The 16,545-nt window shown below is 65.1% G+C and carries 13 protein-coding genes, 1 tRNA gene and 1 pseudogene; 7 read left to right on the plus strand and 8 right to left on the minus strand.

The annotated features are described in order from the left end of the window. Positions 1-71: 71 nt before the first annotated feature. Together PX52LOC_RS35410 and PX52LOC_RS35415 are read right to left on the minus strand one after the other, a co-directional pair. The gene (locus PX52LOC_RS35410) at positions 72-926 is read right to left on the minus strand and encodes a PP2C family protein-serine/threonine phosphatase (RefSeq protein ID WP_149114508.1); all 855 of its coding nucleotides are present in this window, start codon (positions 924-926) and stop codon (positions 72-74) included. A gap of 215 nt (positions 927-1,141) precedes the next feature. After that, positions 1,142-1,633, minus strand: a complete 492-nt coding sequence (locus tag PX52LOC_RS35415) for a hypothetical protein (RefSeq protein ID WP_149114509.1) — start codon at positions 1,631-1,633, stop codon at positions 1,142-1,144. Positions 1,634-2,353: 720 nt separating this feature from the next. On the opposite strand from PX52LOC_RS35415, the gene PX52LOC_RS35420 reads away from it, so the two are divergent. Continuing rightward, a complete protein-coding gene (locus PX52LOC_RS35420; RefSeq protein WP_149114510.1) occupies positions 2,354-4,348 on the plus strand; it encodes a hybrid sensor histidine kinase/response regulator in 1,995 nt (664 codons plus the stop codon). Positions 4,349-5,233: 885 nt separating this feature from the next. Here the strand turns inward: PX52LOC_RS35420 and PX52LOC_RS35425 are convergent. Beyond that, positions 5,234-5,314 (minus strand) — tRNA-Leu (locus tag PX52LOC_RS35425). A gap of 97 nt (positions 5,315-5,411) precedes the next feature. Here PX52LOC_RS35425 and PX52LOC_RS35430 point away from each other — a divergent pair. Next, on the plus strand, positions 5,412-6,200 hold the full coding sequence (locus tag PX52LOC_RS35430) for a PIG-L family deacetylase (RefSeq protein ID WP_149114511.1): 789 nt from the start codon (positions 5,412-5,414) through the stop codon (positions 6,198-6,200). A 13-nt stretch (positions 6,201-6,213) separates the two neighbouring features. Further along, entirely contained in the window at positions 6,214-7,323 is a 1,110-nt protein-coding gene (locus PX52LOC_RS35435) for a pyridoxal phosphate-dependent aminotransferase (RefSeq protein ID WP_178132593.1), read from the plus strand. 109 nt (positions 7,324-7,432) lie between these two features. Here the strand turns inward: PX52LOC_RS35435 and PX52LOC_RS35440 are convergent, their stop codons facing one another. Further along, positions 7,433-7,813, minus strand: coding sequence for a hypothetical protein (locus PX52LOC_RS35440; protein ID WP_149114512.1), 381 nt, complete (start codon positions 7,811-7,813; stop codon positions 7,433-7,435). Positions 7,814-7,887: 74 nt separating this feature from the next. Continuing rightward, entirely contained in the window at positions 7,888-8,424 is a 537-nt protein-coding gene (locus PX52LOC_RS35445) for a hypothetical protein (protein WP_149114513.1), read from the minus strand. A 221-nt stretch (positions 8,425-8,645) separates the two neighbouring features. On the opposite strand from PX52LOC_RS35445, the gene PX52LOC_RS35450 reads away from it, so the two are divergent. The 4 genes and pseudogenes from PX52LOC_RS35450 (at position 8,646) to PX52LOC_RS35465 (ending at position 12,414) form a co-directional block, all read left to right on the plus strand. After that, a complete protein-coding gene (locus tag PX52LOC_RS35450; protein WP_149114514.1) occupies positions 8,646-8,882 on the plus strand; it encodes a site-specific integrase in 237 nt (78 codons plus the stop codon). Further along, positions 8,879-9,055, plus strand: a pseudogene (locus tag PX52LOC_RS43085) (tyrosine-type recombinase/integrase); the annotation flags it as partial. The gene PX52LOC_RS35450 and the pseudogene PX52LOC_RS43085, both read left to right, overlap by 4 nt. A 112-nt stretch (positions 9,056-9,167) precedes the next feature. Then, complete coding sequence (locus PX52LOC_RS35460) at positions 9,168-11,807, plus strand: S41 family peptidase (protein ID WP_149114515.1); 2,640 nt, start codon at positions 9,168-9,170, stop codon at positions 11,805-11,807. A gap of 169 nt (positions 11,808-11,976) precedes the next feature. Further along, a complete protein-coding gene (locus PX52LOC_RS35465) occupies positions 11,977-12,414 on the plus strand; it encodes a hypothetical protein (RefSeq protein WP_149114516.1) in 438 nt (145 codons plus the stop codon). 52 nt (positions 12,415-12,466) lie between these two features. On the opposite strand, the gene glmS is transcribed toward PX52LOC_RS35465, so the two are convergent. From glmS to PX52LOC_RS35480, 3 genes are all read right to left on the minus strand, one after another. After that, entirely contained in the window at positions 12,467-14,299 is a 1,833-nt protein-coding gene (gene glmS, locus PX52LOC_RS35470; RefSeq protein ID WP_149114517.1) for a glutamine--fructose-6-phosphate transaminase (isomerizing), read from the minus strand. A 23-nt stretch (positions 14,300-14,322) separates the two neighbouring features. Next, positions 14,323-14,796: a GNAT family N-acetyltransferase gene (locus tag PX52LOC_RS35475; RefSeq protein WP_149114518.1), complete on the minus strand. Its 474-nt coding sequence runs from the start codon at positions 14,794-14,796 to the stop codon at positions 14,323-14,325. A 129-nt stretch (positions 14,797-14,925) separates the two neighbouring features. Beyond that, positions 14,926-16,350, minus strand: a complete 1,425-nt coding sequence (locus PX52LOC_RS35480; protein ID WP_149114519.1) for a sigma 54-interacting transcriptional regulator — start codon at positions 16,348-16,350, stop codon at positions 14,926-14,928. Positions 16,351-16,545 lie beyond the last annotated feature (195 nt).

Consider the following 16,545-nt stretch of genomic DNA (forward strand, 5'->3'; position numbering starts at 1 on the left):
AGATTTGACGGCAATTTCGCTCCGGCGAGGCGGCGACGGCGAGCGAAATCACTCCACTGATGGCCACGAGCTTACACCGACTTCAGGCCGAACACCTTCGCGTACACTGCGAGCTTTTCCCGGAAGGCCGGCGGGCGACTTGGACCGGAATTGTGGTGGAGCAGCACGACCGTCAGGTCGTCGTCGGGCGGCGGCCCGCCGCGGTACTCGGCCAAGGCGGCCACGATCGCGGCGGGGACGGCGGCGGGAGCCGTCGCGTCGAGTCGGCTGACGAGGCGGAGCAACCCGTCCTCGCCGAGCATCCGGCCGGCCGGGTCTTCGGCTTCCGTCAGCGCGTCGGTGTAGAAGAGGATCAGGTCGTCCGGCCCGAGCGTGACCTCGACCCGCGAGTAGTCCATCTCGGGAACGATTCCGAGGGGCAGGTCGGCCAGTTCTTGGGCGTCGGCTGCGTCCTGGGCGAGGACCGACCATCGACCGCTCGCCGCCTGGAACCACAGGGGGCGAGGGTGGCCCGCGTTGCTGACGGTGAACGTGTCGCCCTTCGTCTTGTAGGTGGCGACCACGGCCGTGGCGAAGCGGTTCATCTGTGCGAGGGCCGCAAACTCGCGGTTCAACGACTTCACCAATCGGCCCTGATCTTTGCGGTTGATGTTCGACCGCATCAAGGCGCGGAGGGATTTCGCGATGTCCGCGACGGCGGCCCCGTGCCCGGCCACGTCGGCCAGAATAAGGCGGGTGATCGAGCCGCCGCCGCACAGGGAGGTGTAGTACACGTCGCCGCCCGCGACGGCGTGCTCGTGCGGCCGGCTGTAGACCCAGATGTCCAGCCCCGGCGTAGTCACGGCCTCTTCGACGGCCTGATTGCCGCCCCAGATTTCCATGCAGTGAAGGGGCCGCGCCGGGGTGCGTTTCGCCTCAGTCGCCATGAAGAGTCCTGCCCACGGGAATCGCTCCCGAAGCCGGACGGACGCGGTCGGGTGACAGGGTCAAGATATTCATGTCGTCCTTCCCGCTCCAGTTTCCACCACAGTGAGCGGCTCAACGACGCGGCGATTATCGGTTTGGAGCGGCCGACGGGCCGAGAGAGATGCCGAGCCGATCATGGGTCGGGATGTTGCTCCGTGAAGGAGGATCGCCAAACTCAATTCGGCGTCTTCTCGTAACGGAACGTGCCCGCCGAATGGCACCGTTCGAATTCGGCCTCCAAGCGACGCACGACCTCGGCCGCCTGCCCGGCGGGGAGCACCTCGGCCTGGCTTTTCACGAACAAAATCAGATTGCTGGCGAACAGCTCATCATCCGTGGCGTCGGCGGCTCCGGGGTACAAGTGGAAGGTCGGTTGGCGGGGCGAAGAACTCCGGATCGAGTCCAGAAAGGCCGGATCGTCCCGGTACAACTCCCGAACCTCCCGAACCGCATCGGGCAGCCCCAGCGTCCCCCGGGTGAGGCGGCGGGCGATATCCTCCTTGGCCTGGATTCTCCACAGTTGCGGGCCAGGCTCGCCAAGGCACTCGCCCGCCGGGTCAGGGAGTGGCTCCGGCGGCCCCGGGCACACTTGCTGGAACCCCATGGCCGCGACGACGAGAACGGCGACCAACCCTGCGAGCATCATGATCGTTTTGGTGCGCGGCACGTTTCACCCTCCCGGTTCGCGTCACAGTAGAGACGACGATTCGCCAGCGATCTTTCAAGAAAGCAATGACCCGTTACATTTCCCCGTTCTCTCGAACGGGCGGGCCGAGTGCGCCCGGGAATGAGTGCCCGCCGGGGCCTGAAAGCTTCGGGAAAAATCCATGAGAAGTGAAGTGGGCCGGTCTGGCAAGGTGATGGCGACGTGGGGAAGGAAGGCGTGTGGCCGGTTACAAGTGATGCTGACCGCAAGCCAGCAAAGGCTCCCGCGGGACGAGTGACAGAATTGTTCGGTTCGGAGATCTTCCCCGGCGAGCGGCACGGGTTCTGGTGCTTCATCGACCGTGAGTTGGTGTGGTACGATTCGGCGGCGGGAACACGCCTTGGAAAAAGCCACTGCTGACAACTCTGACCGGGCGCGGTCGTCCCCCGCATCAACAGTTCCAAAAACGACAGGGCGAGGTCCAAGTTCTCCCAACTCTGTGAGGCGAAGTCGCCGCACGGTCGGTGCGGTCGTCATCGAGCCGAGTAAGCCAACGCCTGTCTCGTATCTGATGACGTTCAGAAACGCAATGGATGAGATTCATGACTCACACAAACTGATAATATCGTCTCCACGTCCTGGCAAAATCTCCTCACGCTGACCTATTGTGAAACCAGTTTCGCATCTTTTGATCTTTCGGCGAGCCTGGGCACCTACAATCGTGATTGTTTTGGAGTCTCTATGGCCAATGTATCCCCTCCTACTTTGACGTATGAAGGTGCACTCTTTGGACTCCTCGCCGAGCGAGTTCGAGATTACGCCATTTTCATGCTAGACCCGTCGGGCTTGGTGAGAACCTGGAACATCGGGGCGGAGCGGACCAAGGGCTATCGGGCGGACGAAATCATCGGGCGGCATTTCTCCTCCTTTTATACCCCGGAGGACCAGGCCGCCGGTCGACCGGCGGCGGGGCTTGCCGCTACGGCGGCGACGGGGTCCTACGAAGACGAGGGGTGGCGGGTCCGCAAGGACGGCTCACGGTTCTGGGCAAACGTAGTTATCACCGCCTTACGGGATGAGGCCGGCGTTTTGACCGGGTACGCCAAGATCACCCGCGACCTGACGGAACGAAAGCGGGTGGAGGACGAACTTCGTGCGGGCCGGGACGGACTCGAGCGACGAGTTCGCGAGCGGACCGCGGCACTGGAGTTGGCCAACGAAGAATTGCGGGCCAGCAAGGCTCGTGACCGGGCCGTGATTGATGCCCTGGCGGCGGTCGTATGGACGTGCGACTTGGACGGGAACACGATAAACTGTAACCCGCCCTGGCACGAATATTTCGGCCTGCCGGAAGAGGTCATTGCCCGCTACGGCTGGAAGCCCGGGCTCCATCCCGATGACTTGGATCGCGTTTTGGGTGAGGTTCCGCGGTTGCTGGGAACCGGTCGGCCGTACACTCAACGGTTCCGCGTCCGCAAACCCGACGGCCACTACCGCCACTGGCACGTCTTCGCCGCCCCGGTCCGCGACTGCGGGAAAATCGTCTGCTGGACCGGTGTATGTATCGATGTGACCGAGCAACACAACTTGGAGGAGCAACTGCGGCAGGCGCAGAAGATGGAGGCCGTCGGCCAACTCGCCGCCGGAGTGGCGCACGACTTCAACAACCTGTTGACAGTCATCTCCGGGTACAGCGAATTGATGATGACCTTCTTGGCGGCAGACGATCCGAAGCGATCCTCCATCCAGGCCATCAGCGACGCGGGGGAGCGGGCGGCCGGGTTAACCCGCCAACTGCTCGCGTTCAGCCGCCAGTCGATCCTGGACCCGCAGGTCCTCGACATGAACGCGGTGATCGGCGACACCGAGCGGATGCTCCGCCGGGTGATCGGCGAAGACGTTCAACTGGCGACCGTGCTCGACCCGCGGATCGGGCGGGTGCGGGCGGACGCCGGGCAGGTCGGGCAGGTGCTCATGAACCTGGCGGTGAACGCCCGCGATGCCATGCCGCGGGGCGGCAAGCTGACGATCGAGACGCGGAACGTGGTCCTGGACTCCGCGTACCTGAACACGCACGTCGAGGTCGCGGCCGGCCGGCACGTGCTGGTCGCCGTGTCGGACAACGGCGTCGGCATGCCGTCGGCCGTCCGGGAGCGGGTGTTCGAGCCGTTCTACACCACCAAGGGCGTGGGCAAGGGGACCGGGCTGGGCCTGTCGGTCGTCCACGGCATCGTCAAGCAGTCCGGCGGGGTGATCGGAGCGTACTCCGAGGTTGGGCTGGGGACGACATTCAAGATTTATTTGCCGGTGATCGACGCGCCGGTGACGCCACTGCCCCGAGCCGTCGCCTTTGCCCCGGCGCGGGCGACCGAGACCGTCCTCTTTGTCGAGGACGAAGAGGGCGTGCGCGAGTTGAGCTTATTGGTCCTCCAGGACCAGGGGTACGATGTCGTCGCGGCGGCCAACGGGCGGGAGGCCGTTCGGTTTGCCAAAGCGTTAGGTCGAGACATCGACGTGTTGGTAACGGACGTGGTCATGCCGGAGATGAGCGGCCGCGAACTCGCCGAAACTTTACGCCCGGAGTTCCCGCGGATGAAGGTCTTGTACCTGAGCGGGTATACCGATGACGCGGTCGTCCGGCACGGGATTCTCCGTGCCGATGTCGCCTTCCTACAGAAGCCTTACACCCCGACCGTCTTGCTTCGGAAGTTGAGGTCGGTTCTGGATGGCAGATGACCCGAAGCCCGCGCAGCTCCTACGTAACCATCACGTCGTTGTCATCAATTCCTCCCCGCCGCTTCGCTTCGTTTGCTCCGGGCACTTCGGGTTCGTGGGGTATAGGGTGAGGGTTCGCCTTTCTCGCCGGCTCACCCACAACTCTGCGGCCCGCTCGCCCATCGACAAGGATTGAGAGGCACGGGCGGCGGCGGTTGATAGCGGGGCACTCCCCGAGCGTCTACCGGCACTCACCGCTGGCCACGACTGCCGGACAGGCCGGATCCCCGTCGCCGGGTCACTCGCGTGAGCCGTCATCGTAGGCGGCGGTCACAGCGGCGCGACCGCCGGGTCGGCCGAAATAGTTCCCGTCGCGGCCCGCCTGTTCACGTTGTGCCGGATGATTCGCGCGTCGGGCCTCTTCGCACATCATCACCCCCGCCATCGTACCGCGCCACCCGTAGCTGCGCGACCGATCTCGGCATCCGCGGGTCGGTGACGTGCGCCACGGAAGGATTTATGAATTTTGCGGTCCTGGTTTCGTGCGGCCTTTGGACCGCGGCCCGCTCCGCACTTCAACCACAAGCGGAGCAACATCGAATCGGCGTTCTCCGCCATGAAGCGGAAGTTCGGCGAATCGCTCCGATCGAAAACGACGCTCGCGATGACGAACGAGTGCTTGGCAAAAGTGGTCTGCCACAACTTGACGTGCGTGAATCACGCGAAGTACGAACTCGGCATCGACCCGAACTTCGCACCTCGGAAACGCTTCACAACGAATGCGGAACCTGCACACCGGTTGTATAGAAAGCATCCGCCGTTGCGCAAAACCACCACAGGGGACAAAGGACCGATTGAAAACAAAGGGATTTCGCTAAAGACGGGCGATTCCTGCAATTCGATCAGTGGCCAAGGTGGGACTCGAACCCACACACTGTTAGGTGCTCGATTTTGAGTCGAGTGCGTCTGCCATTCCGCCACTTGGCCTCTCACACAACGTAGCGTTTCCGACCGGGGCGGGCAAGACCGGCTGTCCCGGGCGGTATCCCCCCGTAAGTTACACCCCACCCCTAGGGAGTCACTTGTGGCCGATGAAACAGAGTTGGAAACTGTGGACGTGGTCGCTGTCGCCCCCCACCCCGACGACCTTGAAATCCTCTGCGGCGGCACGCTCGCCAAGCTCGTCCACCAGGGGTATCGCGTCGGTATCATCGACCTCACCAGTGGCGAACCGACGCCGCGGGGCAGCCTTGCCAAGCGGAAGCAGGAGGCCGAAACCGCCCGCCAGATTCTCGGCGTTCACGTCCGCGTGAACCTCGATCTCCCGAACCGCATCCTGATGGACGGCCCCGAGAACCGCTACGCCCTCGCCACGGCGTTCCGCAAGATGAAGCCGAAGATCGTGATCGCCGCGTTCGGTCGCACGCCGGCCGGGTCGCCGGACCATTACCAGGGTGGGCTGATCGCCGAGGCGGCACGGTTCCACTCGCAATTGACGAAGTGGAACGAACGATTCGACGGAACCGACCCGTACCGAGTGCCGCACCTCGTCTACGTGCCATTCCCGTCGGACGCGGAAGTGCGGACGTGGCCGGGGACGTTTGTCATCGACATCAGCGACACCATCGAGCAGAAGTTGGCGGCGGTGCAGGCTTACGATTCGCAGTTCGACGGCGATCGGTTCGCGAAGGTGCGGCACTACCTCACGTCGGCCAACGGCTTCACCGGCGGTCGGTGCGGCTTCCTGTACGGCGAACTGTTCGTGCTGCCGACGCCGGTCGGCGGCGACGACCTCGTTCGCGTCGTGACGGGTGGGAAGGGGACGTTCGCCCCCGTACAACTGCCGGGACGAGATCACTTGCCGCTTCAGTAAACGAGGACGACCCGTGGACCCGAGACGATTGTTGGCCGACCGTACCCGCTCCATCGAAGTCTCCGGCATTCGCAAGGTCTTCGACCTCGGCAAGTCGCTCAAAGACCCGATCAACCTGAGTATCGGCCAGCCGCACTTCGACGTGCCGGAGGCGATCAAGGGGGCCGCGAAAGACGCCATCGACCGCGGCCAAAACGGCTACACCGTCACGCAGGGTTTGGCCGAATTCCGCGAGCGGATCAAGGCCGACTTGAAGCCACTTGGGCACGCCGACCGCGAAGTCATCATCACCAGCGGCACGAGCGGCGGCCTGCTCTTGGCGATGATGGCGGTCGTGAACCCCGGCGACGAAGTGATTGTGCCGGACCCGTACTTCGTCGCGTACCCACACCTCGTCACGCTCGCCGGCGGCACGTCGGTGTATGTGGGCACGTACCCGAACTTCCAGATCGACCCGGCGAAGATCGAGGCGGCCATCACGCCGCGGACGAAGGTGATTCTGCTCTGCTCGCCGTCCAACCCGACCGGGGCGACGGTACCGGTCGCGGTGCAGAAGCAACTCGCCGAGATCGCCGCCCGGCACAACGTGCTGCTTCTTAGTGACGAGATTTACAAGGCGTTCCACTACGACACGACACCCCGTAGCCCGGCCGAGTTCGATTCGAACGTGCTGGTGATTGAGGGCTTCGGCAAGACCTACGGCATGACGGGGTGGCGGCTCGGCTACGCGCACGGCCCGAAGGCGATCATCGACGAAATGATGAAGCTCCAGCAGTTCACGTTCGTCTGTGCCCCGAGCGTGGTGCAGTACGCCGGCCTCGCGGCGATGGACTTTGACGTGAGCGGCATCGTCGCCGACTACAAGCGGAAGCGCGACCGTTTGTGTGCGGGCCTACGGGACCGCTTCGAGTTCGACGTGCCGGGCGGGGCGTTCTACCTCTTTGCGAAAACGCCCTGGGGCACGGGCACAGAGTTCGTGACGGAGGCGGTGAAGAATTCACTGCTCGTCATCCCCGGCGGCGTGTTTAGCCGCAAGGACACGCACTTCCGCATCAGCTACGCGGCAAAGGACGAAACGCTCGACCGCGGAATCGAAGTGCTGAACCGGCTGTCAAAGGGCTGAACATAAAGCTCAGCAGCCGCCCGGGCATGATGTCACGACCGGAGCCGCCGAACCAGCGAAAAGCGCTAATGAGCCGGCGGTCTGCTGCAGCGCCGGGTTCGGCCCGACCTCAGCGGAACAGGTCCTTTACGGCTGTCGGCAGCTGCTCCTCCGACACCCACCCCGCCTTCTGGACCGCCTCGACATCACCGCCCGCCATCAGCCGTAGCAGTCGCACGACCTCCGCCTTCCGGGCGGCTCGGCGGTATACCGCCGCGATACGCTTCCGCCTGCGGCCGGCAGCTCCCCCGGGGCTCTGCCCCAGACGCAGCACTCCGCTGACGTGGGCCGCGACGTACCAGTCGCCGTGATGGACCGACACCTCGGCATACTCCCGGTCGGCCGGGTCCTCCCCGAGTTGTTCCAACAAGTCCGCTACGACCGAGTCGATGTCCGCGTCGTCCCCGTACCGGGCCTGGGCGCCCAAGCGTTCGTAGACGTAGAACGCCACGGTCGCTCCTTCCGGGGCCGAACGACCCAGCTCAGCAGCCGGGGCCGCTCGGGGAGCTTTGAATCCCGGAACCGCTACATGCGGCCCCGGTCTGCTACAGCGCCTGGTTCGGCGTCTGCGGCACACCCAGCCGAGTACGCCTCCAACTCGCCAGCGAACTGCCGGCTCACGGTGGCCCCGGCCCCCGACCCCAACTCCACCCGGCCGCCCGTCGTGGCCACCAACTGCCGCAGCAACTCGAACAAGGCGAGCAACTGCGGCCGGCCCCACTCCGGACCCATGCGGTAGTCGAGGGTCACCTCGTCAGGCCACACGAACACGCCCAAGTCCGGCAGAACAACACCGGCGAACTCCAAGCCTGGGGCAAGCACGTGGACCGCTTCGGCCACCCTGCGGGCCACCAGCCGGGCCGCGTCCGGGTAGTCGGCCACCCGCTCGTCCCGCTCCAGCCCAGTGTGCCAGAAGTGGGCGTCTGGGGTGACGGGCGAGCGAGCGCGGATGAACTCGAACGCGGCCACCACCCCCGACTCGTCCAACCCCGCCAGCCGAATGTCGTACAGCCCGCCGTCGTCGGTCTCGAAGAGCCAGTGGAGCCGCTCCCACGCATCCATCCGGCACCCTCCGCCGGCTCGGGGCTTCTGCCGCCGAACTTGTAATTCTCTCACACGTTGTTGGAGTATACTTACGAACGAAACGGCCTGTCCAATACTTTTCGCCATGCTTTCTCCGCCGTTCCTACCGGTGCCAGGCCGTAACACACTTGCCAATGGACGCGCCGCGCGACATAACGCGATTACGCCCGCGCCGCGCGACATAACACATCAACGGGAGGATGGTCGTGAAACTCCTGGACCAAGTCCGCGCCAAACTCCGCCTCCTGCACTACGCCTGGGGCACCGCGCAAAGTTCCACTCGCTGGATCGAACGGTACATCCGCTTCCACAAGCGGGGGAACGTGTGGCGGCACCCGGCCGACCTGAGCGCGACCGCCGTGAAAGAGTTTTTGATGCACCTCGCCCGCGACCGGCAAGTCTCTGCGAGCACCCAAGAACCAAGCCCTCGAAAGTAGGTTGTCACACCTTTCGGCACCGTTTCGCCACGCACCGGCTCGAAGCCGGGGCCGACATCCGCACCCTGCAAGAACTGCTCGGCCACGCCGACGTGAGCACGACCATGATCTACACCCACGTCCTCGCCCGCGGGGCGGCCGGGGTCCGCAGCCCGCTCGACGCTCTCGTGTAACGCGCCGTCAACTCTTCGGATTGACGCCCTTCCCGGCCGGCTGGCAGAATAGAATATCCGCAGACCCACCGGCACGATAGCCGACCCAACTCCGAAAGGATCGTGACAACTCATGAGGCACTTCCTCCTCAGTGCGGTGTTGGCCGCGGCGCTGGTCGCGCCGGCCGCCCGTGCCGCCGACGAACCGCCACCCAAGCCGAGCCAGGGCCGCTACGCCGTCCTCATCGGCGTCGGCGAGTTCGACGACAAGGCCATCCAGCCCCGGCCGACGGCGGACGCCGACGCGAAGTCGATGTACGACCTGCTCGCCGACGCGAAGACCGTTGGCATCCCGGAAGACCGGATCGCTCTGCTGACGTCCACGCCGGACGACAAGCGGCACGGGCGGAAGGCGACGAAGGAGAACATCCTCCGCGCGCTGCACGAGGGCGTCGAGAAGACGGGCAAGGACGACCTCCTGTTCGTCTGCTTCTTCGGCCGCGGCGCGCCGAACGGGTTCGACAAGGTGTCGTTCTTCGCCACCGAGAGCACCGTCGCCGACCGGAGCAAGAACGCCATCTCGGCGGAGGAAGTCTCCCACGAGATGAAGCTGGTCAAGTCGCAGCGGCTCTGCGTGCTGACCGACCTCGCGTTCAAGGGGTTCGACGCCGGCAAGGAAACCCTCGCCGAGCCGAACGCCAGCGCGATGGCCGCGGCCTTCCTCGGCGTGCTGGCCGAGGGCAAGGACGAGCCGAAGGACGACGACGCGCCGAAGCTCGGCGACAAGGTCGTGATCCTCTCGTACCTGCCCGGCAACGACCCGATCAACGTGGGCGACCACGGCCTCTTCGCCAAGACCGCGATGGAGGCAATGAAGGGGGCGGCCGACAAGGACGGGAACGAGGCGGACGGCGTCGTCACCATCGACGAGTTGACCGAGTACCTCGACAAAGAAGTCACCCAACAGGCCCAGAAACTCGGCAAGACGACCAGCGAGAAGGAAGCCACCCCGCAGGTCGTCGGCGTGGCCCGGTCGCACTTCGTGGTGAGCAATTCGCCGGCCTACCCGGAAGCGAAAAAGCGGATCGACGCCTTCGCCGCGCTCACCAAATCGGACCTGATTAACAAGGACGAAGCCGCCGAGGGGAAGAAGTACCTGGAGCGGATGCCGAAGCTCAAGACGCCGCAGGCGCTCCGCAAGACGTACCAGGAACTCGTCGACGGCAAGTTGAACATCGACGCCTTCCGGGCCGAACGGCAGAAGCTCCTCGACACGATGAAGTTGTCGCCCGCCAACGCGGAGAAGTTCGCGAAGGTCGTCTTCGAAGGGGCCGAACGGTTCAACGAGCGGTACGTCAAGCCGATCGAGACGGGGACGTTGACCGCCGGGTGCGTGAAGGGCCTGTACCGCCGCCTGGACGAGCCGATGCCGGCCGCCGTTGAGGCCAAGATCAAGGAGCCGAAGGGGCTGACGGAAGCCCAACAGGTGGACCTGCTGAAAGAAGTCCGCCTCGGCCTCGGCAAGCGCGAAGACCTGGACGACGGCAAGGACATGGACCTGGCCCTGGGCATGATGGCGTACAGCATCGAAGACCCGTACACGGTCTACGTGGACCGGGAGACGATGCGGAAGGAAGAGAGCCGGTGGAAGTCGGCGTACAGCGGCATCGGCGTTCACATCCGCCGCGACCTGGCCCGCGACGGCTTGCTGGTCGTCTCGCCGATCAAGGGCAGCCCGGCGTACAAGGCCGGGATGCGGGCCGGCGACCTGATTACCGAAGTCCGCCGCGAACTGGACTCCGACGGCAAGGCGCTCGCCCCGGACGCCCCGAAGGTCATCTCGCTGAAGGGCATGAAGACCGACAAGGCCATCGAGATCATCCTCGGCAAGCCCGGCACGCCGATCACCGTCGTCGTCGAGCGCGAGGGGGAGAAGGAGCCGATGGTCCTCGACCTGCAACGCGCCCGCGTCAGCCTGGAGACCGTGCTGGGCGTGAAGCGCGACGACAAGGACAACTGGAACTACTACCTCGACGACACGAACAAGATCGCCTACGTCCACCTCACGCAGTTCGGGCCGATGACCGCGCCCGAGTTGCTGCAAGTCGTGACCAAGCTCAGCAAGGACGGGATGAAGGGGATGATCCTCGACCTGCGGACGAACCCTGGCGGCACCCTCGGCGGCGCGCTCGCCGTGTCCGACATGTTCCTGGAAAGCGGGTTGCTCCTCAAGATCAAGCCGCGGCCGGGTGGCAAGGTCGAAGAGTACCGCGACGGCCAAAGCCCGAACATGAACTTCAACCGCTCGAAGTTCCCGATGGTGGTGATGGTCAACGGCACCAGCGCCAGCGCCTCGGAGATCGTCTCCCAGACGCTGCAAGACTACAACCGGGCGGTCGTCGTCGGCGAGCGGTCCTACGGCAAGGGGAGCGTACAAACCGTCGAAGACTTCAGCCCCACGGGCGGCACGTTCAAGATGACCATCGCCCGGTACTTCCCGCCGCTCGGCCGGAACATCGACAAGCGGAGCACCAGCGGCAAGCCCGAAGAAGAATGGGGCGTGGTGCCGAACAAGGGGTTTGAGATCAAACTCGACAAGCAGGAAGAGTATGCCGTCGCCGAGTTCCTGCACGACAAGGAACTTATCAAGCGGGCGGACGCTCCCAACAGCAAGCCCTTGAAGCCGTTCAAGGACAAGCAACTCGAAGCGGCCGTGGACTACCTCCTGAAGGAGAACAACGTCAAGGACGGCACGGCCAAGAAGGACGGTTGAGCCGGTTGCAACGACTGGCGAAAGCTCGTGCGTTGCGCCACTTCTACCCGCCGGGGATTCCCGGCGGGTTTTGTTTTTTCCGCGAGTGGCGTTGGTAATTTCTCGCGCGGAGGGAGAATTGATTGAAGTTCTTCATCCAACAGTCCGACGGCGACGAAAGGCGGGGGTCATGAAACGGATGTGGTGGGGCCTACTCGGCGTGGCAATCCTCGCGACGACGAGTGGTTGCCGTCACACGTGCGGCGAGAGCAAGTGCAAGCTCTTCAGCCGGGATACCTGCGACGCGCCCCCGGCGAGGCTAACGAGCGCCACGCGGGACAACGCCGCGTGCAGTTCGCCGACGACGCTCGGCTATCCGATGAGTAGCGGCCCGAGCTTCCCTTCGAGTGGCCCAGTTTACGGCCCGAGCTACCCGTCGAGTGGCCCGAGCTATCCGCTCCCGAGCAGCGGCATTCCGGCACCGGGTTCCAGTTCGATGCCGGATACGATTCCGCCACCGTTCGTCCCCGCGATGCCGATGGCCGTGCCGCCGTCTTCGACGAAGAACATCCTCCCGCCGCCATTGGCCCTGTCGCCGCCGACGAGTCCGGTCGGGTTTCCGCGATGACGAATTGAATCAAACGAAGACGCCCGGCCGATTTTGGCCGGGCGTCTTGCTTTTACTCCACCGTGACGCTCTTTGCGAGATTCCGCGGCTTGTCCACGTCGCAACCTCGCAGCACCGCGATCTCGTAGGCGAGCAACTGCAACGGGATGGCCGTCACGATCGGTTGCAGGTACTCCGGCACGTCCGGGACGGTAATCATGTCGTCGGCCACAGTCGCCACCTCGCGGTCGCCCTCACTGCACACCGCGATCACGGGGCCGCGGCGAGCCTTGATTTCCTGCATGTTCGACATCACCTTGTCGAAGACGTTGCCCCGCGGCACCAGGAACACGCTCGGCGTGTGGGGGTCCACCAGCGCGATCGGGCCGTGCTTCATCTCGGCGGCCGGGTACCCTTCCGCGTGGATGTAGCTGATCTCCTTCAACTTCAACGCCCCTTCCAGGGCCACCGGGTACAGGTATTGGCGGCCGAGGTAGAGGAAATTGTTGCACTCGGCGTAGCGGTTCGCGATCTTCTTCACCTGTTCGTGGCAGCCGAGGGCCTTGCGGATCGCGTCCGGCAGTGCTCGGAGTTCGTCGATGATGCGTTGGCCCTGCAAACTCGACAGGTGCCGCGTCCGGCCGAAGTAGAGGGCGAGCATCGTCAGCACGGTCGACTGACTGGTGAACGCCTTCGTGCTGGCGACGCCGATTTCCGGGCCAGCGTGCAGGTACACGCCGCCGTCCGCCTCGCGGGCGATGGTGCTGCCGACGGCGTTGCAGATGGCGAGCGCCGGGTGGCCCATCCGCTTGCCCTCCCGCATCGCGGCCAGCGTGTCGGCCGTCTCGCCCGACTGCGTGATGGCCACCAAAATCGTCCGCGGGTCCATCGGCGGGTTGCGGTAGCGGAACTCGCTCGCGTACTCGACTTCCACCGGCAGCCGGGCCAGCTCTTCGAACAGGTACTCGCCCACGAGTCCGGCGTGGTAGCTGGTGCCGCACGCGGTCATGACGACGCGATCGATGTTGCGGAGTTGCTTCGCGGTCAGGTTCAGGCCGCCGAAGTGGGCGGTGCTGTCGGAGTCGTCGAGCCGGCCGCGCATCGCATTCGCGACGGTTTCCGGCTGTTCGTAAATCTCCTTGAGCATGTGGTGCGGGTAGTCGCCCTTGTCCGACTCGCCTTCCCCGAGGAAGTGCCGGATGTCCTGCACGGCCGCGTCCACCGTGTCCAGGTCCTGGTTGCGAATGACCCAAGCGTCCTGGTCGATCTGGCAAATCTGCCGGTCGTTGAGATAGACGACCTTGTCCGCGAAGCCGGCCAGCGCGTTCGCGTCCGATGCGAGATAGTGACCGTCTTCGCCGATGCCGATGACGAGCGGGCTGCCGAGTCGCGCGCCCACGATCACGCCCGGTTCCGTCTTCGACACGGCGGCGAGGCCGTAGGTGCCCTTCACCTGCCCGAGTGCTTGCTTGACTGCGTCCATCAGGTCGCCCTGATAGCACCGGCCAATGAGGTGCGCCAACACCTCGGTGTCGGTGTCCGAGTGGAAGGTCACGCCCTCGGCTTGCAGCTTGTGCTTGAGCGAGAGGTAGTTTTCGATGACGCCGTTGTGGACGACGGCGACGGTGCCGGTGGCGTCGAAGTGCGGGTGGGCGTTCTGGTCGGTCGCGCCGCCGTGGGTTGCCCACCGCGTGTGGCTGATGCCGAAGGTGCCGGGGGCGGGGGCGGTGTGGACCGCTTTCGTCAGTTCCGCGATGCGGCCGGCCTTCTTCCGCAGGTGCAAGCTGCTGCCCGTGCCCGTGACCATGCCGGCGCTGTCGTAGCCGCGGTATTCGAGACGGCGAAGCCCTTCGAGCAGGATCGGCGAAGCCTCGCGCTGCCCGGTGAAGCCGATGATTCCACACATGATGATTCCCTCCCTGAGTGAGATCAACCTTTAGCCGGTAACGCCGCGTCGGCGGTCGCCGCGTCCTGCACGACGATGAACCCGCACGCGAGGTACAGCGGGCGGAGCGATTCCTTGCTCGTGAGCATCACGTAAGGGGCGCGGTGCAGGTAGGCGTGGTGCAGGGCCGTTTGTACGAGTTGCGTGGCGATGCCCTGCCCGCGGCTTTCCGGCTTCACGACGACGTAGTCGATCTGCCAGTTGACCGGCGCGGTCACGAGCAAGAACCCGTCGGCGTTCCCGTCCGCGTCCCGGTGAACGGCGACGTACCGCACGCCAGGCCAGATCGCGAGGAACTTGCCGCGGGTGCGGAACTGGTTCGTCAGCAGCGCCCAGAGTTCCTTGCACGCCGGTTCGTCGGCGAGGAAGTCTTGCACCGGCAGGAACTCGCCGAGCTTCAGCCCGGTTTGTGGCTCGTGCGGTTTGTGGAAGTAGTGCAGTTCCGGTTCGAGCGTCATGCCTCACCTTCGTGGACCGGACGGGGGGCGTCAAAACAACGGGAGAGTCTAACGCAACGGGAATAGTGATGGGAAGGGCAAATGCGATTGGCTCAGCCTGCGGGATATCCCGCAGGCTGGGACTCGTGGCTAGAGCCGCGCTGCGGGCAGCTCGTTCGGCAGGGCGAGCATGGTCGATGCCTTCGACAGCAGGCCGTACTTCTTCATCTTCTTGTACAGCGTCACCCGGCTCACGCCGAGGAACTGTGCGGCCCGCGTGCGACTGAACGCGGCCTTCTCCAGCGCCCGGATGATGACCGTCCGCTCGGTCGTCTCGCGGTTCTGGGCCAGCGAGTTGTGCGCGACGCCCGAGAGCGTGTCGCCGTTCCCGCCGGGCGATTGCCGCACGACCGGCGACAGGTGCGAGGCGTGCAGCTCCGGCCCGGTACAGCCGAGGACGGCCTGCTGAATCACGTTCTCCAGTTGCCGGATATTGCCCGGCCACGGGAAGGCTTCGACCGCCCGCATCGCGTCGGGGTGGATGCCGACGATCTTCTTGCCGAACTTGGTGCTGTACTTGGCGACCATCCCGCGGACGAGCGGGGCGAGGTCTTGCGGCCGGTCCCGGAGCGGCGGGAGGTGGAAGGTGATGACGTGCAGCCGGTAGTACAGGTCGCGGCGGAACGCACCGCGTTCGACGGCGTCGGCGAGGTCCCAGTTGGTCGCGGCGATGATGCGGGCGTGGCAACGGTGCGTTTCGTGGCCGCCGATCGGTTCGAACTCGCCCGTCTCAATCACCCGCAACAGCGATGCTTGGTGTTCCAGGCCGACGGCTTCGATCTCGTCGAGCAAGAGCGTGCCGCGGCCGGCGGCGGCGAACTTACCGACCTTGTCCGCGTCGGCCCCGGCAAACGCCCCCTTCGCGTGGCCGAAGAATTCGCCGGCGATCTGCCCGCCGGGGTGAGAGCCGCACGCGACCACGAGGCACCGCTCGGCGTGGCGGTCGGAGCACTCGTGGATCAACTTCGCCAGGTGCGTCTTGCCGGTCCCGGTCTCGCCGTGGATCAGCACCGTCACGTCGTGGGCGGCGGCAATCTGCAACTGGTCCGCGAGGTGCGTGAGCGACGGCGTGAGTTCGCACAGTTTCCGCCGGATGCGCTCGGCCGGCGGCTCGTGGGCCAGGTCCGGGAACGGCACGCCCTCAGTCAGTGTGCGGCGGACCCACTGGTTCATTTCCTTGATGTTGTCCGGCCACGCCCACACGGATTCGGGCGGGAACTGCGACAGGTCGAGCCGCCGCAAGGCCGCGAACTCTTCCGCCTGAAGGACGCCGACCTTCGCGGGCCGCTGTTGCAACCGGAGCGACCGCACGGCCGACTCGATGCGGTCGGCGTCATCCGCGTCGGCGGCGAGGAACACGATCAGGCCGTCGGTTTCGGGCGTGACAAGGTGCGACAGGTCTTCGAACCGCACGACCGGGGCCGTGAGCAGGAAGGACTTGTGAACGTGCGTCTGGACGGATTGGCCGAAGCGGTGATCCGTGGCGACGAACAGCAACCGGCGGGCGAACGACATACGACCCAATCTCCCCTGAGCCTATAACCCCGTAGCCGAAATCGGAATGCGGGCGGCGGGCGACGGGATTCAAAAACCGCCAGGGGGTGCGGTCGGCGACCGTGTTACCGATCGGCAACACGGCACCGGCGATGAATCCAGTCGTTCAAATCTTTTAGGGCAACATCGCGGGGTGTGCAAACCGGCGTGGCGAAA

It is taken from the genome of Limnoglobus roseus (assembly GCF_008254045.1).
GTDB classification, from domain to species: Bacteria; Planctomycetota; Planctomycetia; order Gemmatales; family Gemmataceae; genus Limnoglobus; species Limnoglobus roseus.